13 protein-coding genes are annotated in these 19,455 nt (G+C 71.7%); 6 read left to right on the top strand and 7 right to left on the bottom strand.

Annotation, left to right across the window (positions count from 1 at the left end; all coding sequences use genetic code 11):
• Positions 1–13: 13 nt before the first annotated feature.
• Together glgX and treY are read left to right on the top strand one after the other, a co-directional pair.
• Positions 14–2,134, top strand: a complete 2,121-nt coding sequence (gene glgX / locus ACWCXB_RS14550; RefSeq protein WP_450722632.1) for a glycogen debranching protein GlgX — start codon at positions 14–16, stop codon at positions 2,132–2,134.
• Between the two features lie 142 nt (positions 2,135–2,276).
• A complete protein-coding gene (treY, locus tag ACWCXB_RS14555; protein WP_450722634.1) occupies positions 2,277–4,607 on the top strand; it encodes a malto-oligosyltrehalose synthase in 2,331 nt (776 codons plus the stop codon).
• Between the two features lie 3 nt (positions 4,608–4,610).
• On the opposite strand, the gene ACWCXB_RS14560 is transcribed toward treY, so the two are convergent.
• From ACWCXB_RS14560 to ACWCXB_RS14580, 5 genes are all read right to left on the bottom strand, one after another.
• Positions 4,611–7,013: a glycoside hydrolase family 65 protein gene (locus ACWCXB_RS14560; protein WP_450722636.1), complete on the bottom strand. Its 2,403-nt coding sequence runs from the start codon at positions 7,011–7,013 to the stop codon at positions 4,611–4,613.
• Positions 7,010–7,753 carry an HAD family hydrolase gene (locus ACWCXB_RS14565; RefSeq protein WP_450722638.1) on the bottom strand — a complete coding sequence of 248 codons (744 nt, stop codon included), beginning with the start codon at positions 7,751–7,753 and terminating at the stop codon, positions 7,010–7,012. Before ACWCXB_RS14565 ends, ACWCXB_RS14560 begins: the two co-directional genes overlap by 4 nt.
• 20 nt (positions 7,754–7,773) lie before the next feature.
• A complete protein-coding gene (gene zwf, locus ACWCXB_RS14570; RefSeq protein WP_450722762.1) occupies positions 7,774–9,177 on the bottom strand; it encodes a glucose-6-phosphate dehydrogenase in 1,404 nt (467 codons plus the stop codon).
• Between the two features lie 111 nt (positions 9,178–9,288).
• Positions 9,289–10,320: a phosphogluconate dehydrogenase (NAD(+)-dependent, decarboxylating) gene (gene gnd / locus ACWCXB_RS14575; protein ID WP_450722642.1), complete on the bottom strand. Its 1,032-nt coding sequence runs from the start codon at positions 10,318–10,320 to the stop codon at positions 9,289–9,291.
• A 73-nt stretch (positions 10,321–10,393) separates the two neighbouring features.
• The gene (locus ACWCXB_RS14580; RefSeq protein ID WP_450722644.1) at positions 10,394–11,329 is read right to left on the bottom strand and encodes a LysR family transcriptional regulator; all 936 of its coding nucleotides are present in this window, start codon (positions 11,327–11,329) and stop codon (positions 10,394–10,396) included.
• Between the two features lie 85 nt (positions 11,330–11,414).
• Between ACWCXB_RS14580 and lpdA the strand changes: the two genes are divergently transcribed.
• Complete coding sequence (gene lpdA / locus ACWCXB_RS14585; protein ID WP_450722646.1) at positions 11,415–12,827, top strand: dihydrolipoyl dehydrogenase; 1,413 nt, start codon at positions 11,415–11,417, stop codon at positions 12,825–12,827.
• A 113-nt stretch (positions 12,828–12,940) separates the two neighbouring features.
• Here the strand turns inward: lpdA and ACWCXB_RS14590 are convergent, their stop codons facing one another.
• Entirely contained in the window at positions 12,941–13,489 is a 549-nt protein-coding gene (locus ACWCXB_RS14590) for a DUF1707 and FHA domain-containing protein (protein WP_450722648.1), read from the bottom strand.
• A 305-nt stretch (positions 13,490–13,794) separates the two neighbouring features.
• On the opposite strand from ACWCXB_RS14590, the gene ACWCXB_RS14595 reads away from it, so the two are divergent.
• Both ACWCXB_RS14595 and ACWCXB_RS14600 read left to right on the top strand, forming a co-directional pair.
• Complete coding sequence (locus tag ACWCXB_RS14595) at positions 13,795–14,679, top strand: GNAT family N-acetyltransferase (protein WP_450722650.1); 885 nt, start codon at positions 13,795–13,797, stop codon at positions 14,677–14,679.
• A 94-nt stretch (positions 14,680–14,773) separates the two neighbouring features.
• Positions 14,774–16,054 carry an MFS transporter gene (locus ACWCXB_RS14600; protein WP_450722652.1) on the top strand — a complete coding sequence of 427 codons (1,281 nt, stop codon included), beginning with the start codon at positions 14,774–14,776 and terminating at the stop codon, positions 16,052–16,054.
• On the opposite strand, the gene ACWCXB_RS14605 is transcribed toward ACWCXB_RS14600, so the two are convergent.
• On the bottom strand, positions 16,043–17,422 hold the full coding sequence (locus ACWCXB_RS14605) for a GH1 family beta-glucosidase (protein WP_450722654.1): 1,380 nt from the start codon (positions 17,420–17,422) through the stop codon (positions 16,043–16,045). The two genes, ACWCXB_RS14600 and ACWCXB_RS14605, sit on opposite strands and share 12 nt — an antisense overlap.
• Before the next feature lie 100 nt (positions 17,423–17,522).
• Here ACWCXB_RS14605 and treZ point away from each other — a divergent pair, with 100 nt between their 5' ends.
• The gene (gene treZ, locus ACWCXB_RS14610) at positions 17,523–19,271 is read left to right on the top strand and encodes a malto-oligosyltrehalose trehalohydrolase (protein WP_450722764.1); all 1,749 of its coding nucleotides are present in this window, start codon (positions 17,523–17,525) and stop codon (positions 19,269–19,271) included.
• Positions 19,272–19,455 lie beyond the last annotated feature (184 nt).

Raw genomic sequence — 19,455 nt, forward strand, 5'->3', positions numbered from 1 at the left:
AAGAGTCATATCTATGCAGGTCTGGCCGGGACAGGCGTATCCCCTCGGCGCCACGTACGACGGCGCCGGCACCAACTTCGCGGTCTTTTCGGAGGCCGCGCACCGAATCGAGCTCTGTCTGCTGCACGACGACGGCTCGGAGACGGCGGTGGAGCTCCGTGAGACGGACGCGTTCGTCCGCCATGCCTATCTGCCGGGCGTGATGCCCGGTCAGCGATACGGATTCAGGGTGCACGGACCGTACGCACCGGAGCGCGGGCACCGGTGCAATTCGGCGAAGCTGCTCCTCGATCCGTACGCACGGGCGATGAGCGGACGTGTCGACTGGGGTGAGGCCGTGTACGGCTATCACTTCGGCAGGCCGGACTCGCGCAACGACCTCGACTCCGCCCCGCACACGATGGCGTCCGTCGTCGTCAATCCGTACTTCGACTGGGGCGACGACCGCCCGCCCCGGACGGACTACCACCGCACGGTCATCTACGAGGCCCATGTGAAGGGCCTGACGATGCTGCATCCCGCGCTGCCGCCCGAGCTGCGCGGGACGTACGCGGGGCTCGCGCATCCCGCGGTGATCTCCCATCTCACGGAACTGGGCGTCACCGCACTGGAGTTGATGCCCGTGCACCAGTTCGTCAACGACCACCGGCTGGTCGACGCGGACCTCAACAACTACTGGGGTTACAACACGATCGGATTCTTCGCACCGCACAACCGCTACGCGTCCTGGGGCGACCGCGGCCAGCAGGTGCTGGAGTTCAAGTCCGCCGTCCGGGCACTGCACCAGGCGGGCATCGAGGTCATCCTCGACGTCGTCTACAACCACACGGCCGAGGGCAACCACCTCGGGCCGACGCTCTCCTTCCGGGGTCTCGACAACGTCTCGTACTACCGGCTCTCCGAGGACCGCCGCTACTACACGGACACCACCGGCACCGGCAATTCCCTGCTGATGCGCTCGCCGCACGTGCTCCAGCTGATCATGGACTCGCTGCGCTACTGGGTGACCGAGATGCACGTCGACGGCTTCCGCTTCGATCTCGCGGCGACGCTGGCGAGGCAGTTCCACGAGGTGGACCGGCTGTCCTCGTTCTTCGACCTGGTCCAGCAGGATCCGGTGGTCAGCCAGGTGAAGCTGATCGCCGAGCCGTGGGACGTCGGCGAGGGCGGCTACCAGGTGGGGAACTTTCCGCCGCTGTGGACCGAGTGGAACGGCAAATACCGCGACACCGTACGGGACTTGTGGCGGGGCGAGCCGCGCACGCTCGCCGAGTTCGCCTCCCGGCTGACCGGATCGTCCGACCTCTACCAGGACGACGGGCGACGCCCGCTCGCCTCGGTCAACTTCGTGACCTGCCACGACGGCTTCACGCTGCGCGATCTCGTCTCGTACAACGAGAAGCACAACGAGGCCAACGGCGAGGGCAACCGGGACGGCGAGAGCCACAACCGGTCGTGGAACTGCGGGGCCGAGGGCGACACCGACGACCCGGAGGTGCGGGAGCTGCGCGGCCGCCAGATGCGCAACTTCATCGCCACGCTGATGCTGTCCCAGGGCGTGCCGATGCTCAGCCACGGGGACGAGTTCGCCCGCACCCAGCAGGGCAACAACAACGCGTACTGCCAGGACAACGAGCTGTCCTGGGTGCACTGGCCGTCGTCGACCGAGGAGGAGCCGGGCTCGCTGCTGGCCTTCACCCGGGCGATGGTGTGGCTGCGCCGCGACCACCAGGTGTTCCGGCGCAGGCGTTTCTTCCACGGCAGGCCGGTGGAGGGGACGCACGACGAGCTGTCCGACATCGCCTGGTTCACCCCGGAGGGTGTGGAGATGACGCAGCGCGACTGGCAGGCCGCGCACGCCAAGGCCCTGACGGTGTTCCTGAACGGGCACGCGATCTCGGAGCCGGGGCCGCGGGGCGAGCGGATCTCGGACGACTCGTTCCTGTTGATGTTCAACGCGAGCGCAGAGGAGATGGAATTCGCGGTGCCGGTCAACCACGGCCGACAGTGGCAGGTGGTCGTGGACACCGCCAGGCCCGAGGGGGTGCCCCCGGGGCAGGGGCCCAAGGTGGCGGCCGGTGAACAGTTGCGGATGATCGGGCGGAGTCTGGTGGTGCTGCGCCGGCCGGCATAGGGCTGAGCCACAGGACAGGCCCCGAGGAGGCCGGTGAATCCCCCGGGGCCGTTCGTCACATCAGGTGAACGTGGCCCGATCCGTCCGTACCGGTGCATGAGCCGATGACAGAGATCCCCGTGATGCGGGTACGTACGTTCGCATGACGCCCACCGCCACCTACCGGCTTCAGCTCCAGCCGGACTTCCCCTTCTCGGCCGCCGAGGCAGCGGTGCCGTACCTCTCCGGCCTCGGGATCTCCCATCTGCATCTGTCGCCGGTGCTGGAGGCGATGCCCGGTTCGGCACACGGGTACGACATCGTCGACCACGCACGCGTACGGGCCGAGCTCGGCGGCGAGGAGGGGCTGCGGTCGCTCGCCCGCACGGCGCGGGAGCACGGCCTCGGGCTCGTCCTCGACATCGTCCCCAACCACATGGCCGCCGCGCCCCGCCACAACCGCGCGCTGTGGGAGGTGCTGCGGGAAGGCCCGGCTTCACCGTACGCGCGCTGGTTCGACATCGACTGGGACGCGGGCGGCGGCAAGGTCCTCATGCCGGTACTGGGCAGACGGCTCGGGGACGAGCTCGCGGCGCTGCGGGTGGAGGGACGGACCCTGCGCTACGGGGAACACCTGTTCCCGCTGCGTGAGGGCACCGAGTCGCTTCCGCTGCCGGATCTGCTGGATGCGCAGTGGTACCGGCTCGCCTGGTGGCGGCTGGCCCGTACCGAGCTCAACTACCGGCGGTTCTTCACCATTTCGGGCCTCATCGGGCTGCGCGTCGAGGACCCGGAGGTCTTCGCGGCCACCCATGCCAAGATCCTCGAGCTGGTCCGGGACGGCGTCGTCGACGGGCTGCGGATCGACCATCCGGACGGGCTGGCCGACCCGGAGGCGTATCTGTACCGGCTGAACGAGGCCACGGGCGGCTGCTGGACGGTCGTGGAGAAGATCCTCACCCGGGACGAGCACCTCCCGGCCGCCTGGCCGGTGGACGGTACGACCGGTTACGACGCGCTCCACCGGATCGACGGGCTGTTCACCGACCCCGACGGAGCCGAGGAACTGCTCCGCGCCTACCAGGACTTCGCCTCGCCCGGCGGGGACCGTGGCGGCTACTGGGGCGCGACCGTGCGACGCGCCGCGCACAAGGTGGTGACCCATGAGCTGGTCGCGGAGACCGAGGCGCTCGCCCGTATCGCGGAACGTGTGTGCGCGGCGGACCCGGCGACGCGCGACCACGCGCCCTGGGCGCTGCGCACGGCGCTGCGGGAGCTGCTGGTACGGGTGCCCGTCTACCGGCCGTACCGCACGGGGGGCGAGGCGGTCCTCACGGCCGACGCGGCGCTGCGCGCGAAGGCGGCGTTCACGGTCGCCGAGGAGGCGGAGGCGGTCGATGTGATCCGGGATCTGGCGCTCGGGCTGCTCGGGGACGGACCTGACCAGGACGCGTTCCGTGCCCGTTTCGCGCAGACGTCCTCGGCGCTGCACGCCAAATCCGTCGAGGACACGGCGTTCTACCGCTACACCCCGCTGATCTCGTCGAACGAGGTGGGCGGGGATCCGGGTTGCCCGGGGGTGAGCCCGGAGGAGTTCCATGCGTACTGCGCCCGCATCGCCCGGGACTGGCCGACGACGGGCACGGTGCTGTCCACGCACGACACGAAGCGGAGTGCGGACGTCCGGGCCAGGATCGCGGTGCTGTCGGAGTGCCCGGAGCGGTGGGAGCGCGTGCTGACCGGGCTGGCCTGGGTGCCGGCGCCCGATCACCATCTGGCGTGGGTGGCGTGGCAGACGGCGTTCGGCTTCGGGATTCCACGGCCGGACCGGATCGGGCCCGCCCTGCTCAAGTCGGTGCGGGAGGCGGGGCTGCACACCAGCTGGACCGAGCCGGACACGTCGTACGAGCGGGCCGTGAGCGACTTCGTGGAGGCCGGGCCCGCGGGGCCGCCGATGTACACACTCGCGCTGTTCGCCCGCGAACTCGACGAGCACGCACGGGCCAACGCGCTCGGCGCGGCGCTCGTGCAGCTCACGATGCCGGGAGTACCCGACCTCTATCAGGGCACGGAGTGCGAGTATCTGGCGCTCGTCGACCCGGACAACCGGCAGTCGTTCCAGGAGCGGCGGCCGGACGAGAAGGCCGAGGTGACGCGCGCCGCACTGATGCTGCGCCGTCGGCGCCCGGAGGTGTTCGGCGACGCGGGAACGTACGCACCGCTGGAGGCGGCGGGCCCGGCGGCCGGGAACTGCCTGGCCTTCTGCCGCTCGGGTGAGGTGGTCACGGCGGTGACCCGGCTCTCGCTGCGACTGGACGAGGCGGGCGGCTGGGGCGAGACGTCGCTGGCGCTTCCGGACGGCCGCTGGACGGATCTGCTGGCCCCGGAGCGGGAGTTCGCGGGCGGGGGGCCCGTGGCACTGTCCGAGCTCTTCGCCGACCGTCCGGTGGCGCTGCTGGAGCGGAAGGCCGGCGGTGGGGGCCTGCGGGGGTGAACCTCAGCCGACCGGCTCCCCTTCGGCCGTCGCTCCGCCGCCCACGCGGTCGGCCGGGCGGCGGCCCCTGGGCTGCTGCGGTTCGGGCAGTACGGGCATGGGCGGCAGGGGACGCTCCACCGGCCTGGACTCCGTCACGGTGAACGGCTCACCGTGGTGCAGGAGGGGGAGGGGGTCCCCCTCCACCAGCGTGTAGCGGGCCGCGGAGCTGCGGATGTCGACGCGCAGCGTGCGCCCTCGCACCAGCACGGTGAACTTCAGGCCGGAGAGACGCTCGGGCAGCCGGGGGCTGAAGCTGAGACGGGCCGGCGTGCCGTCCTCCCCTCCTCCGTACTGGCGCATTCCCCCGAACCCGAGCACCAGGGCGATCCAGGAGCCCGCGAGGGACGCGATGTGCAGCCCGTCGCGGGTGTTGTGCTCCAGGTCCTCCAGATCCATCAGGGCCGCCTCGCCCAGATAGGCGTAGGCCAGCCTGAGATGCCCCGTCTCGGCGGCCGTGACCGCCTGGCAGCACGCCGAGAGCGAGGAGTCCCGTACCGTCAGCGGCTCGTAGTAGGCGAAGTTGCGGGCCTTCTCCTCGGCCGTGAAGGCGTCGCCGCACGTCAGCATGGCGAGCACCAGGTCCGCCTGTTTGACGACCTGCTTGCGGTAGAGATCGAAGTAGGGGAAGTGCAGCAGCAGCGGGTACTGCTCCGGTGGTGTCGCGTCGAAGTCCCAGCGCTGGAAGCGGGTGAATCCGGCCGACTGCTCGTGCACGGCGAGCGTCTCGTTGTAAGGCACGGCGATCCGGGCCGCGGCGTCGCGCCAGGCAGCCGTCTCCTCGTCGTCCACTCCCAGTTCCTCCGCCCGCTCGGGGTGGCGCACCGCCGTCTCCGCGGCGGCCAGCAGGTTCCGCCGCGCCATCAGGTTGGTGTAGAGGTTGTCGCGGGCGACCGCGCTGTACTCGTCGGGTCCGGTGACTCCATCGATGTGGAAGACGCCCTCGGGGTCGTGGTGGCCGAGCGAACGCCAGAGCCGAGCGGTGTCCACCAGCAGTTCGAGTCCCGGCCCCTGCTCGAACTCCTCGTCGCCGGTGGCGTTCACGTACCGCTCCACGGCGACGGCGATGTCGGCGTTGATGTGGAAGGCGGCCGTGCCCGCCGGCCAGTAGGCGGAACACTCCGCGCCGGAGATGGTCCGCCACGGGAACGCCGCTCCCGCCAGGCCGAGCTGCTGGGCCCGCTCCCGTGCCGCGGGCAGTGTCGCGTGCCGCCAGCGCAGGACCGGGGCGACGGCCTGCGGGGCCGTGAAGGTGAGCAGTGGCAGGACGAAGGACTCCACGTCCCAGAACGAGTGCCCGTCGTAGCCGGTGCCCGTCAGGCCCTTCGCGGGGATCGCCCGCTCCTCGCCGCGCGCCGCTGCCTGCAGCACATGAAAGAGCGCGAAGCGCACCGCCTGCTGGATCTCCGCGTCACCGTCCACCTCTACGTCCGCGCTGGACCAGAAGCGGTCCAGATAGGCCCGCTGCTCGGCGAGCAGTCCCTCCCAGCCCGTGCTCCGGGCGGCGGCGACCGCGGCGTCGACCTGGTCGTGGACGGCGGGCAGCGACCTCGTGGCGGACCAGCCGTACCCGACGAACTTCACCAGTCGCAGGCGCTCCCCCGGCTCGAGTGCGGCGGTGACCGTGAGCCTGCTGACATCGGGCTCGCTCTCGGCCGACCAGGTCGTCCCCTCGGGGCCTTCGACGATGTGGTCGGCCGCCGCCCCCACCCGTAGACCGCTCCGCCTGGTGCGGTGCACCAGGCGCAGCCGGGTGTCATGGCCGAAGTCCTCCTCCGCCACGAGCGGGCAGTCGATCGCCGCCGCGACCCGCGGGTCGCCGGCGTCGTGCGGCATCTGCTCGTTGGCGACCAGCTCGGACTGGACCGCCACGGTGGTCCGGCCGTCCAGCGGCTCCACCTCGTACGCGATCGCGGCGACGGCCCGCTGGGTGAAGGACACCAGCCGGTGCGAGGTGATGCGCACGGCGAGTCCGGCCGGGGACGTCCACTCCGCGGTGCGGCTCAGGACGCCGGTGCGGAAGTCCAGTACGCGCTCGTGCGCGGTGAGTTCGCCGTAGCGCAGGTCGTAGGGGTGGTCGTCGACGAGAAGCCGGATGATCTTCCCGTCGGTGACGTTGATCAGTGTCTGGCCGGACTCCGGGTAGCCGTAGCCCGCCTCGGCGTACGGCAGGGGATGCAGTTCGTGGACGCCGTTGAGGTAGGTGCCTGGCAGCCCGTGCGGTTCGCCCTCGTCGAGATTGCCGCGCCATCCGATGTGGCCGTTGGCCAGGGCGAACACGGACTCGCTCTGGGCGAGGACGTCGAGGTTCAGTTCGGTCTCGCGCAGGCTCCATGGTTCGACCACATAGCTGGGATGGGTGATCACCGTGCCTCCAGCAGTTCGGCGAGGTCCTTCACCACGACGTCCGCGCCGTGCCGCCGGAGCTCCGCGGCCTGCCCGGTCCTGTCGATTCCCACGACGAGGCCGAACTGCCCCGCCCGGCCGGCCTCCACACCGGCCAGTGCGTCCTCGAACACCGCCGCCGCGCCCGGCTCGGCCCCCAGAGCGCGGGCGGCGGCCAGATAGGTGTCCGGTGCGGGTTTGCCGCGCAGCCGCTGCTCCCGGACGACGATCCCGTCGATGCGCTCCTCGAAGAGATCGTCGATGCCGGCGGCGACCAGCACGTCATGACAGTTGGCGCTCGATGAGACGACGGCGCGCCGCAGGCCGGCGTCCCTGGCGGCGCGCACATAGGCCACCGAGCCCTCGTACGCCTCCACGCCCTCGTCGCGGATCTTGCGGAGCACGAGGTCGTTCTTGCGCGTGCCGAGGCCGTTCACCGTCTCCGCGTCCGGGCCGTCGTCGGGCGAGCCCTCGGGCAGTTCGACACCGCGCGAGGCGAGGAAGGTGCGGACCCCGTCCTCGCGGGGGCGACCGTCCACGTACTCGTTGTAGTCACGGACGGCGTCGAACGGCACGAAGGGCGCGCCCTCGCGTTCGGCGCGCCGTCGCAGGTAGTCGTCGAACATCTCCTTCCACGCGGCCGCGTGCACCTTCGCGGTGCGGGTGAGGACGCCGTCGAGGTCGAAGAGGCATGTGCGTACGTGATCCGGAAGCCCCAGCATGCGATCGCTCCCTCAGATGGTCAGTGCCGGTCCGGCAGGCTCCAGCGGTACGGTGCGATGAGCCTGCGGATGCCCTCGGGCCCCCATGAGCCGGGGGCGTAGGGCTCGACCGGCGGCGGGTTCTCCAGGAGCGGGGTGGACGCCTCCCAGAGGCGCTCGATGCCGTCGGAGCGGGTGAACAGGCTCTGGTCGCCGAGCATTGCGTCCAGGATGAGGCGTTCGTATCCCTCGAGCGCGTGCATCGTGTTGAAGGACTCGGCGTAGCTGAAGACCATCTCGGCCTCGCTCAGGCGCATGGCCGGGCCCGGCGCCTTCACCAGGAAGCGGGCGGAGATCCGTCCCGGGTCGTCGAAGTCGATCACCAGCTCGTTGCTGCGGATCCCGGCACCGCTCCGGGCGGCCAGGGGGAACATGCGCAGGGCCGGTTCCCTGAATCCGAGCGTCACGACGTGCCGCCCCTGCCCGAGCGCCTTCCCCGAGCGCAGGTAGAAGGGCACCCCGGCCCAGCGCCAGTTGTCGAGTTCGACGCGCAGCGCGACGAATGTCTCGGTGTCGGAGCGGGGGTCGACGCCCGGCTCGTCGCGGTAGCCCTCGTACTGGCCGCGGACGACATGCGCCGGATCGAGCGGCCGCATGCTCGCGAAGACCTTCTCCTTCTCGTCCCGCAGGGGCTTCGCCGCAAGGGTGGTCGGCGGTTCCATCGCCACGAAGCCGAGGAGCTGGAAGAGATGAGTGACGATCATGTCCCGGAAGGTCCCGGTCCCTTCGAAGAACTGGGCGCGGCCCTCGATGCCGATCTTCTCCGGTACGTCGATCTGCACATGGCTGATGTGGTCGCGGTTCCAGACGGGCTCCAGGAGACCGTTGGCGAAGCGGAGGGCGAGGATGTTGTCGACGGACTCCTTGCCGAGGAAGTGGTCGATGCGGAAGACACGGGACTCGTCGAAGACGGCGTGGATCGTCGCATTGAGGGCCCGGGCCGAGGGGAGGTCCGTGCCGAAGGGCTTCTCGACGATCAGCCGGGCGTTGTCGGAGAGACCGGTCGCGCCGAGCATCTCGACGACGGAGGCGAACGCGCTCGGCGGCACCGCCAGGTGGAACAGGCGCCGCGGGCTGCCGCCGACGGCCCGCTCGGCCTCCCGTACGGCCGCGAGGAGCGGCTCTGGATCGTCGGGGTCGGCCGCGCCGAAGGACAGCGCCTCCTCGAACTCCTGCCAGGCCCTGCCTGCGGGTTTCGACCTGCCGAATTCGGCGACCGCGTCCCGCGCCCGCTTGCGGAAGTCGTCGTCGCTGAGCGCGGCCTGGGACGGCGCCGAGCCGACGATGCGGTAGCGGGCGGGCAGCAGCCCCGCCTTGGCGAGGTGGAAGAGCCCCGGCAGGAGCTTGCGCCGGGCGAGGTCGCCGGTCGCGCCGAACAGCACGATGACGTGGTCGTCAGGGACGGGGCCAGGGCTCCCCGGGCTTCCCGCGCTGTGGGACCTCTCCCGGTTTTCCGGGCTTGCCTGGCCTTCCGGTCGGGCGCGGCCGGCCACGGTTCACCCCGCCTTCTCGGCGTGACCGCCGAACTCGCCGCGCATCGCGGACAGCACCTTGTCGGTGAACTCGCCCAGCCCGCGCGATTCGTACCGCTGCGCCAGCGCGGCGCTGATGACGGACGCCGGCACGCTTTCGTCGACTGCTGCGAGGACCGTCCACCGGCCCTCCCCGGAGTCCGAGACCCGGCCGGTGTAGGAGTCGAGTTCCGGCGAGCGGGCCAGTGCGTCGGCGACGAGATCGACCAGCCAGGAACCGACGACCGAGCCGCGGCGCCACACCTCGGCGACCTCGGCCACGTCGATCTCGTACTGGTACGCCTCGGGCTCGCGCAGCGGGGCGGTCTCGGCGTCGACGGACCGCGAGCGCAGGCCGGCGTCCGCGTGCTTGATGATGCTGAGCCCCTCGGCGATGGCGGCCATCATCCCGTACTCGACTCCGTTGTGGACCATCTTCACGAAGTGGCCCGCGCCGCTCGGCCCGCAGTGCAGATAGCCCTCGGGCGCGGTCCCGTCGGTGCGGGTCCTGCCCGGGGTGGGCTCGGCGCTCCCCGTTCCGGGGGCGATGGTGCGGAAGATCGGGTCGAGCCGGGCCACCGGCTCGGCCTCGCCGCCGATCATCAGGCAGTAGCCGCGCTCGAGGCCCCAGACACCGCCCGAGGTTCCGCAGTCGACGTAGTGGACACGGCCGGGGGCGAGCTGCCGGGCGCGGGCCATGTCGTCCCGGTAGTACGAGTTGCCGCCGTCGATGACGGTGTCGTCGGCGGCCAGCAGGGCCGCCAGCTGGTCGAGGGTCGACTGCACCACACCGGCGGGCAGCATCAGCCATACGTTTCTCGGCTGCTCCAGCTTGTCGACGAGGTCGTGGAGCGAGGACGCCCCGATCGCCCCCTCCTTCTCCAACTCCCGTACGGCTTCGGAGTCCAGGTCGAAGACGACGCAGCGGTGGCCGTCCCGTATCAGCCGGCGCACGAGGTTGGCGCCCATCCGGCCGAGCCCGATCATGCCGAGCTGCATAGGTGTGTCAGTGGTCATGGCCGACCTCTCCGTCGCCTCCTGCCGGAATCAAGAAATTACCCATTCACCGGAAACGGCGCGATTCCAAAAATTACGGACAGTAAGCGGTGTCCCCGGGCCCGGAGGCGGAGTCGGACGCCGCTCCGTACGGCCAGGACGTGCGCAGCAGATCGGTGAAACGCTCCGCCGCGCCGGTCAGCGGGACCCGCGAGAAGACCGTGAGGGCCCGGCGCCAGGGCGGATCGACGCTCAGGAGCACACAGTCCTCGCCGACTGCGCCCTGCACGACGTGCGCGGGGGCGGTGGCGACTCCGACCCCCGCGGCCGCCATACGGACGGCCGTGGAGGTGTGCTCCGTCCACACCGCCGTACGGGGTGCGAAGCCGGCCCTGCCACAGGCCAGGTCCAGGAACGGCCGGCCGTCTACGACGGGCTCCATCGCGCAGCGGATCCAGGTGTGGCCGGACAGCTCCTCCAGACGGACCGACGACCGGCCCGCGAGCCCGTCGTCGAAGGGGACGACCAGGACGATCTCCTCCTCGCCGACCGGCACGACCGGCCCCTGCGGCCGCTGCGGCGGCGGCCCGACGGCGAGGTCGGCGGTGCCGCGCTCCAGGGCCTCCTCCAGCGCGTCGGTCGTGGCGTACTCGTGCAGGACGAGCGTGACCCCGGGGTGTGCCCGCTGCCAGCGTGCGAAGACGTCGGGGAGGACGCCCACGGCGATCGCATGGACGGTCGCGATGTGCAGCTCGCCGCCCTCCGCCCCGGCCGCCGCGCGGGCCGCCCGCCGGGCCTGCGCGGCGCTGCGTACGGCGAGTTCGGCGTGCGGCAGGAAGGCGCGGCCCATCGGCGTGAGCCGCACCCCGCGCGGCATCCGCTCCAGCAGCTCCCCGCCCACGGACCTCTCCAGGGCCCTGATCTGGTGCGAGAGGGCGGGCTGCGTGACATGCAGCAGCTCCGCGGCGCGGGTGAACGACGACTGCTCGACGACGGCGACGAAGTACTCCATCTGCCGCAGGCTGCTCATGACCCCGTCCCCCATAAAGGCTGTGCATCAGGTCCACAAGAACATTGCCTTGGACTCATGACAAGGCCGGGCGGAGGCTGGTCGCATGACACACACGTATGAGACCGATGTCCTCGTGGTCGGCGGCGGCACCGGCGGCTACTCCACCGCCCTGCGTGCCGCCGCGCTCGGCCTCCGGGTCGTGCTCGCCGAGCGCGACAAGATCGGCGGTACCTGCCTGCACCGCGGCTGTATCCCCAGCAAGGCGATGCTGCACGCGGCCGAGCTGGTCGACGGCATCGCGGAGGGGCGCGAGCGATGGGGCGTCAGGGCGACCCTGGACTCGGTCGACTGGACCGCACTCGTGACGACACGCGACGACATCGTGTCCCGCAACCACAAGGGCGTCGAGGCCCATCTGGCGCACGCGGGCGTCGAGATCGCCCGCGGCAGCGCCCGGCTGACCGGCCCGCGTTCGGCGACGGTCGAAGGGTACGGGCAGGTCACGGCCGGGCGCGGCATCGTGCTCGCGACCGGCTCCCGCCCCCAGATGCTGCCGGGCCTCGTCACCGACGGCCGTCGTGTCGTCAACAGCGACGACGCCCTCTTCGCGCCCGGGCTGCCGGTTTCCGTGCTGGTGGTGGGCGGTGGGGCGATCGGCGTCGAATACGCGTCGTTCTACCGCTCGATGGGCGCGGAGGTGACGCTCGTCGAGGCCCTCGATCGGCTCGTACCGCTCGAGGACGCGGATGTGTCCCGGCATCTGACGCGCGGTCTGAAGAAGCGCGGCATCGATGTGCAGGCGGGCGCCCTGCTCCAGCGGACGGAGGTGCTGGAGGACGGGATCAGGGCCACGGTCCGCACCGCGCGCGGCGAGACGCGGACCGTGGAGGCGCAGCGGCTGCTGGTCGCGGTGGGCCGGGCACCGGTGACCGACGGGCTCGGTCTGGAGGCGGCTGGGCTCGCGACCGACGACCGCGGCTATGTCGCACCCGCCGACTGGGCGCGGCTGGAGACCGCGGTGCCCGGCATCCATGTGGTGGGCGATCTGCTGCCGCCGCCGTCACTCGGGCTGGCCCACGCCTCGTTCGCCGAGGGGCTGCTGGTGGCGGAGACCCTGGCCGGCCTGCCGTCCCCGCCGATCGACTACGCCACGGTCCCCCGCGTGACGTACTCCTCGCCGCAGACGGCGTCGGTCGGGCTGAGCGAGGCGGAGGCACGCAACCGCGGCCATGAGGTCATGGTCAACACCATGCCGCTGACCGCCGTGGCCAAGGGCATGGTCCACGGCCAGGGCGGGGTGGTGAAGGTCGTCGCGCAGCAGGGCGGGGGCCAGGTCCTGGGCGTCCACCTCGTCGGCCCGAACGTCTCGGAGATGATCGCCGAGAGCGAGCTGATCGTGGGATGGGACGCGGAGCCGTCGGATGTGGCCCGTTACATCCACCCTCACCCGACGCTGTCGGAGGCGGTCGGGGAGACGTTCCTGACGCTTGCCGGGCGGGGGCTCCACCAGCAGTGACGAGCCCGCGGCGCGTTCGCGGCCGGTGATGTTCCCGCGCCGCGCGTCCACGGCCGGTGACGCGCCCGCGCCGCGCGTCCGCAGGCGGTGACGTGGCCGCGCGGCGGGCGCGTTCAGCGCGCGGCGAGGCGGAAGCTCATCCGCCCGAAGCTCACCATGTCCCCGGCCTGGACCACGACCGACCCGGTCACGCGGTGGCCGTTGACCGTGGTGCCGTTGGTCGAGCCGAGGTCGCGCAGCACCCAGAGCCCGTCGCGCAGGGCCAGTTCGGCGTGCAGGCGTGAGACCGTCTCATGGCTGAGCCGCAGCCCGTTGGACGGGTCACGGCCGATGCGCAGGGGGTACGGTCCCGGCTCGGGCAGCAGCAGCGGGGGCAGCCGCTCGGCCTGCCAGGCGCGGCTGAGGCGCACGGAGAACGCGGACATCTTGGCGACCGCGCCGAACAGCCCCTTCGACAGCCGGCCTTCGGGCCGCAGATCGGCGGTGAGCGCCCGCAGTTCGTCGGGCCGCCGGGCGGCCAGCGCGAGCTCCATCCGCCGCACGAACGTGTCGTGCGACAACTTGCCCTGGGCGGCGCCTTCCCTGAGCACCCCGAGGACACGATCCCGCTCGGCGTCGGAGAGCCGCGCGGGATACGTCTGGAACTCGAAGGAGGACGTCACAACCGTGATTGTCGGGCCGAGTGCCCATAGGTGTCCAGAAGGGCCGGTGAAGATCACTGCCGCGGTCCGGGCGCTCGTCGAACGCGGGAAACGGCCGTGAGCACGTCCACTCATCGACGGAAAAGCACTGGACGGCTCCTCCGGAGCCGTCTAGCGTTCTCGCGACGCCCGAGACCGACGGAAGGAGGCGAGTGCAGTGCAGTCCACACGATTCCCGCGCTCCCGCCCCGTCCCCCCGGCGTTCGGCGTCTGACTCTGTCCGACCGGGAGCGCATCACGCACGCAACGTCCCGGAGGACTTCCTCATGACCGATGTGGTCATCCGTGCGCTCACCGCGCACGACGCACATCTCTTCGACACCCTGCCCGATCCGCTCGGCGTGGGCCGCGCGCTGGCCCGTGCCACGCACCGCCCCGAGTGGAAGCGGGTCGCCCTGCGCGAAGGCAGGGTCGTCGCACGGGCCGCCTGGTGGGGCGGGCCCGACGACACGACTCCCGTCAATCTCAACTGGTTCGATGTCGCCGAAGGCGAGGAGGAGGCGGGCACCGAGCTGCTGCGCACCTCCCCGTTCCAGGTCGAGTACGAGCTGATCCTGCCCGCCGGCTGGCGCGACGACCCGGTGACCCGTGCCGCGGGCGAGGCGCGGCTGCGGGCCGCGAGGGCGGCCGGGATGGAGGTGCTCGTGGAGCGCTTCCAGTACCGGTGGACGCCCGCGTGCGGGCTGCCCGAGCGGCCCGGACGGCTGGAGTTCCGGCCCGAGCCCGACGACGCCGTCATCCTCGACGCCCTGCGCCGCATCCACTCGGTGACGCTCGATGCGCACGCGCTGCGCGCCATCGCCGAGGGCGGTATCGACCGGGCCGCACAGGAGGAGCTGGACTTCTTCCACTGGTGTCCGTCACCGCGCGCCTGGTGGCAGCTGGCGTACACGCCGGAGGGGCAGCTGGTCGGCCTGCACGTTCCCGCGCACAATCCGTCGGGGCCGTGCGTCGGCTTCATCGGGGTCGTACCGGAGCAGCGCGGCCGCGGCTACGCGTACGACCTGCTCGCCGAGTGCACGCACTTCCTGGCCGAGCAGGGCGCGGAGTTCATCGCGGGTGCGACCGACCAGGGCAACTTCCCGATGGCGGCGAACTTCGCCAAGGCCGGGCATCCGGTGGTGCAGGAGCGGATCCACCTGACCGTCTGACCACCTGACCATCCGACCGTCCGATCCGATGTATTGATCGGACTCGGGGGTGTCCGTAGGCTCCGGACACCCCCGAGCTGATGGCGAGCCGCCCATGACGACGGAAGAGCTGCACTCCGAGCCGCGGATCCGCGTCGGCAGTGGCTGGATATCCGGGCTCGTGCTGGCCAACCTCGGCCTGTACATGGCCTTCCTGACCCCGATCCAGGTGCTGCTCGCCGAGCAGATCGACGCCATCGACCCCTCGGGCAAGGAGCTCGCGCTCGGCTGGGCGACCGGCGTCGGCGCGCTCGTCGCCGTCGTCGCCAACCCGCTGGCAGGCGCGCTCTCGGACCGTACGGGCAGCCGCCTCGGACGCCGCCACCCGTGGATCCTGGGCGGGGCGGCGGCCGGCGCGGCCGGACTCGCGGTCACGTCGGCGCAGACCACGATCGTGGGGGTGACGCTCGGCTGGTGTCTCGCCCAGCTCGGGCTGAACGCGATGCTCGCCGGCGCCAATGCCGTCGTCCCCGACCAGGTGCCGGTGGAACAGCGTGCGGCGGTCTCCGGCTGGATCGGGATCCCGCAGACGCTGGGACTGGTGGTCGGTGCGCTGCTGGTGACGATGGTCGTGACGGGGACGGCGGCCGGTTATCTGCTGCTGGCGGTCCTCGTGGTGCTGTCCGCGCTGCCGTTCGTGCTCCTCACCCGCGATCCGCAGGTGTCGCGCGAGGCTCGGGAGGAGGCGGGGCGGACGCGGGAGGCGCGGCAGACGCGGGCGGTGCGGCAGACGCGGGCGGTGCGGTTCGCGGACTTCTGGGTGAGTCCGCGCGCGTATCCGGACTTCGGGTGGGCGTGGCTCACCCGGTTCCTGGTCATGCTCGGCAATGCCATCGGCACGTTGTACCTGCTGTACTTCCTGAAGGACGCGGTGCATTACGCACATCCGGACGAGGGCGTCCTGATCCTCACCCTGCTCTACACGGCGGGGGTCGTCGTGACGGCGGTCGGCGGCGGGGTCGTCTCGGACCGGTGGGGGCGGCGCAAGGCGCTGGTGTCGGTGAGTTCGGTGGTCATGGCCGTGGCCTCGCTGCTGCTGACGTTCTGGCACACCTGGCCGGTGGCAATGGCCGCGGCGCTGCTGCTGGGACTCGGCTTCGGGGCGTACATCGCGGTGGACCAGGCGCTGATCACGCAGGTGCTGCCGAGTGCCGGGGACCGGGCCAAGGACCTGGGGGTCATCAACATCGCCAACTCGGCTCCCCAGGTCCTCGGTCCGGCGCTCGCGGCGCCGATCGTGGCCTACGCGGGCGGGTACGCCGGTCTGTATCTCACGTCCACGGTGGTGACGGTCATCGGCGGGGTGCTGGTGTGGCGGATCCGCTCAGTCCCCTGACGCCGTGGCCCGCTGCGCGCGGATGACGTCCCGGTACCAGGCGTACGACGCCTTCGGGGTGCGCTCCATCGTGTCGTAGTCGACGTGGACGAGCCCGAAGCGCTGCGAGGCGCCCTCGACCCATTCGATGTTGTCGGTCAGCGACCAGACGAAGTAGCCGCGTACGTCCACCCCTTCCTCGACGGCGCGGTGCAGGGCGCGCAGATGGCCGTCCAGGTACGCGATGCGGCGGGTGTCGTCCAGGCCGTCGTACGAGCAGCCGTTCTCGGTGATGTGGACGGGCGGGAGGCGGTCCCCGTAGCGCTCCTTGAGGGTGACGAGGAGTTCGCGGAGCCCGTCGGGGACGACGGGCCAGCCGAAGTGGGTCCGTTCGACGCCCTCGATCTCGCGCAGGCCGAAGGGGAGCCCGGCGGGCATGCCGAGTCCGGCGTACGAGTCGAGCGCGTCGGGCGCGGGGGCCCCGACGAGCATGGGGCTGTAGTAGTTGACGCCGTACCAGTCGAGCGGCTGGGAGATCACGGCGAGGTCGTCGGCGACCGGACCCGGCATGAGGCCGTCGAAGCCCTCGGGGTAGCTGCCGGTGAGGAGCGGGTCGGAGAAGAGCCGGTTGGTGAGGATGTCGTAGATCTCGGCGCCCGCACGGTCCTCGTCGGTGTCGCCGGCGGTCCGTACGGGTGAATGGGAGACGGCGATGCCGACGTTGTCGGCGCCGGCGGCGCGCAGGGCCTGGACGGCGAGGCCATGGGCGAGCAGCTGGTGGTGGGCGGCCGGCAGGGCGTCGAAGAGGAGCTGCTTTCCCGGGGCGTGCTCGCCGAGCGCGTAGCCGAGCAGGGTGACCTCGGCCGGCTCGTTGATGGTGATCCACATGGGTACGCGGTCGGCGAGGCGCTCGGCGACGACGGCGGCGTACTCGGCGAAGCGGGCGGCCGTGTCGCGGTTCAGCCAGCCGCCTGCCTCGTCCAGGGGCAGCGGCGTGTCCCAGTGGTAGAGGGTCGGGGCCGGGGTGATGCCGTGGGCGCAGAGCTCGTCGACGAGACGGTCGTAGAAGCCGAGGCCCGCGGGGTTGACGGGGCCGCTGCCTCCGGGGACGACGCGGGGCCAGCTGACGGAGAAGCGGAAGGCTCCGGCGCCGAGTCCGGCGAGGAGGGCGACGTCCTCGCGGTAGCGCTCGTGGAATCCGGTGCCGCGCGCGGCGTCGGCGCCGTCCTTGATGCGGCCCTGCGCGGCGAACGCGTCCCAGCCGGAAGGGCCTTTGCCGTCGGTGTCGACGGCGCCCTCGGTCTGGAAGGCGGACGCGGACGCACCCCACAGGAAGCCGGACGGAAAAACGGGCAACGTGCTCGCGGAGGGTACAGGAGGCGGTGTCATGGCCGGACCCTAGTACTGGCGAGTAGGCCGCCTCCAGACCCCGGACTTGCCAGGATGGCTGTGAGTGCCATCGAGTGCTGTCGACACAACAGGGGAAGCCGTGCTGTTCGAGGTGTGGGCGCCGTACGCCCAGGACCGGGTCGTACTGTGGCTGGAGGGTGCGCGACTGGCGATGGAACGCGATCCCGTGCGGGAGGGGTGGTGGACGGCCGAGGCGGCGGCGGACGACGGGGCGCGGTACGGCTTTCTGCTGGACGACGGTCCGCTGCGGCCCGATCCGCGCTCGCGCCGCCAGCCGGAGGGCCCCGACGGGCCGAGCGCGGTCGTCGCGCCCGACACGTACGTCTGGCGGAGCGACGACTGGCAGGGGCGGGGGCTCGCGGGCGCGGTCCTGTACGAGTTGCACATCGGGACGTACACGCGCGAGGGCACGCTGGACGCCGCGGCCGGGCAACTCGGCGAACTGGTGGACCTGGGCGTCACCCATGTGGAGCTGATGCCCGTGTGCCCCTTTCCGGGGACCCACGGCTGGGGGTACGAGGGCGTGTCACCGTGGGCCGTGCACGAGCCGTACGGCGGACCCGAGGCGCTCAAGCGCTTTGTCGACACGGCGCACGGTCTCGGGCTCGGGGTGATCCTGGACGTCGTCCATAATCACTTGGGCCCTTCGGGCAACCATCTGCCCGCCTTCGGGCCGTACTTCACGGACACCCACCACACCCCGTGGGGCTCCGCGGTCAATCTGGACGCGCCGGGATCGGACGAGGTGCGGGCGTATCTGCTGGGCAGCGCGCTGGCCTGGCTGCGCGACTACCGCATGGACGGGCTGCGTCTCGACGCGATCCACGCACTCGCCGACAGCCGGGCGCTGACGTTCCTGGAGGAGCTGTCGGCCGCGGTGGACGGCTTCGCGGCCGATGTCCGGCGGCCGCTGTTCCTGATCGCCGAGTCGGACCTGTGCGATCCGCGGACGACGACGCCCCGCGAGGAGGGCGGGCTCGGGATCCACGCCCAGTGGAGCGACGACTTCCACCATGCCCTGCACACCGCCCTGACCGGCGAATCGCGCGGCTACTACGCGGACTTCGCGCGCGCGCCACTCGCCGCGCTGGCCAAGACCATGGGCCATGTCTTCTTCCACGACGGTACGTACTCGACGTTCCGTGGCCGCACGCACGGACGGCCCGTCGACCTCACACGCACCCCCGCCCACCGTTTCCTGGGTTACGCCCAGACCCACGACCAGATCGGCAACCGCGCCCTCGGCGACCGCCTCTCCTCGCACCTCTCCCCCGGCCTGCTGGCCTGCGCGGCGGCGCTGGTGCTGACCGGGCCGTTCACGCCGATGCTCTTCATGGGCGAGGAGTGGGGCGCCTGCACGCCGTGGCAGTTCTTCACCGACCACACCGACCCCGAGCTCGCGGAGGCGGTACGCCAGGGCAGACGACGGGAGTTCGCGGCGTACGGCTGGGCCGCGGACGACATCCCGGACCCGCAGGACCCGGCCACCCGCGACCGCTCCTGTCTCGACCGCTCGGAGCGCACCCGCGAGCCCCACGCCCGCCTCCTCGCCTGGCACCGCGAACTGATCACCCTGCGCCGCACCCAGCCCGACCTCTCCGACCCGGACCTGGCGGCGGTGCGCGTCGCGTACGACGAGGACGCACGCTGGTTCGTCTTCCGCCGCGGCGACCTGCGCGTCGCGGTCAACCTCGCCAAGGCCCCCGCGACGATCCCCCTGGGCGGTGGCGCCCGGGTGCTGGCGGTCTGGGACGGGGTGCGGGAGCCGGGGGCGGACGGGGTGCTGGAACTGCCGGGCGAGTCGTGCGTGGTGCTGTCGGACGAGTGAGATGCCGCTGCACGGGACCTCTCCCCTCCCGCCCCTTCCCGAACCGGGGCTGCGCCCCAGGCCCCCGGGGCGGGCCCGGAACCGCCGGGCGGGCCCGGGTGTCCGTCCTCGAACGCCGGACGGCTGAAACCCAGCCCCGCCGGCGCCTGGGTCGCGGGGGTACGGGCACGCCCTTACCCCCTCC

Source organism: Streptomyces sp. NPDC001514 (assembly GCF_053597075.1).

What these genes read in the sequence shown, in the direction of transcription:
- glgX (WP_450722632.1), top strand. Translation starts at nt 14, where the DNA reads ATGCAGGTCTGGCCGGGACAGGCGTATCCCCTCGGCGCCACGTACGAC.
- treY (WP_450722634.1), top strand. Translation starts at nt 2,277, where the DNA reads ATGACGCCCACCGCCACCTACCGGCTTCAGCTCCAGCCGGACTTCCCC.
- ACWCXB_RS14565 (WP_450722638.1), bottom strand. Translation starts at nt 7,753, where the DNA reads ATGCTGGGGCTTCCGGATCACGTACGCACATGCCTCTTCGACCTCGAC.
- gnd (WP_450722642.1), bottom strand. Translation starts at nt 10,320, where the DNA reads ATGACCACTGACACACCTATGCAGCTCGGCATGATCGGGCTCGGCCGG.
- ACWCXB_RS14580 (WP_450722644.1), bottom strand. Translation starts at nt 11,329, where the DNA reads ATGAGCAGCCTGCGGCAGATGGAGTACTTCGTCGCCGTCGTCGAGCAG.
- lpdA (WP_450722646.1), top strand. Translation starts at nt 11,415, where the DNA reads ATGACACACACGTATGAGACCGATGTCCTCGTGGTCGGCGGCGGCACC.
- ACWCXB_RS14595 (WP_450722650.1), top strand. Translation starts at nt 13,795, where the DNA reads ATGACCGATGTGGTCATCCGTGCGCTCACCGCGCACGACGCACATCTC.
- ACWCXB_RS14600 (WP_450722652.1), top strand. Translation starts at nt 14,774, where the DNA reads ATGACGACGGAAGAGCTGCACTCCGAGCCGCGGATCCGCGTCGGCAGT.
- ACWCXB_RS14605 (WP_450722654.1), bottom strand. Translation starts at nt 17,422, where the DNA reads ATGACACCGCCTCCTGTACCCTCCGCGAGCACGTTGCCCGTTTTTCCG.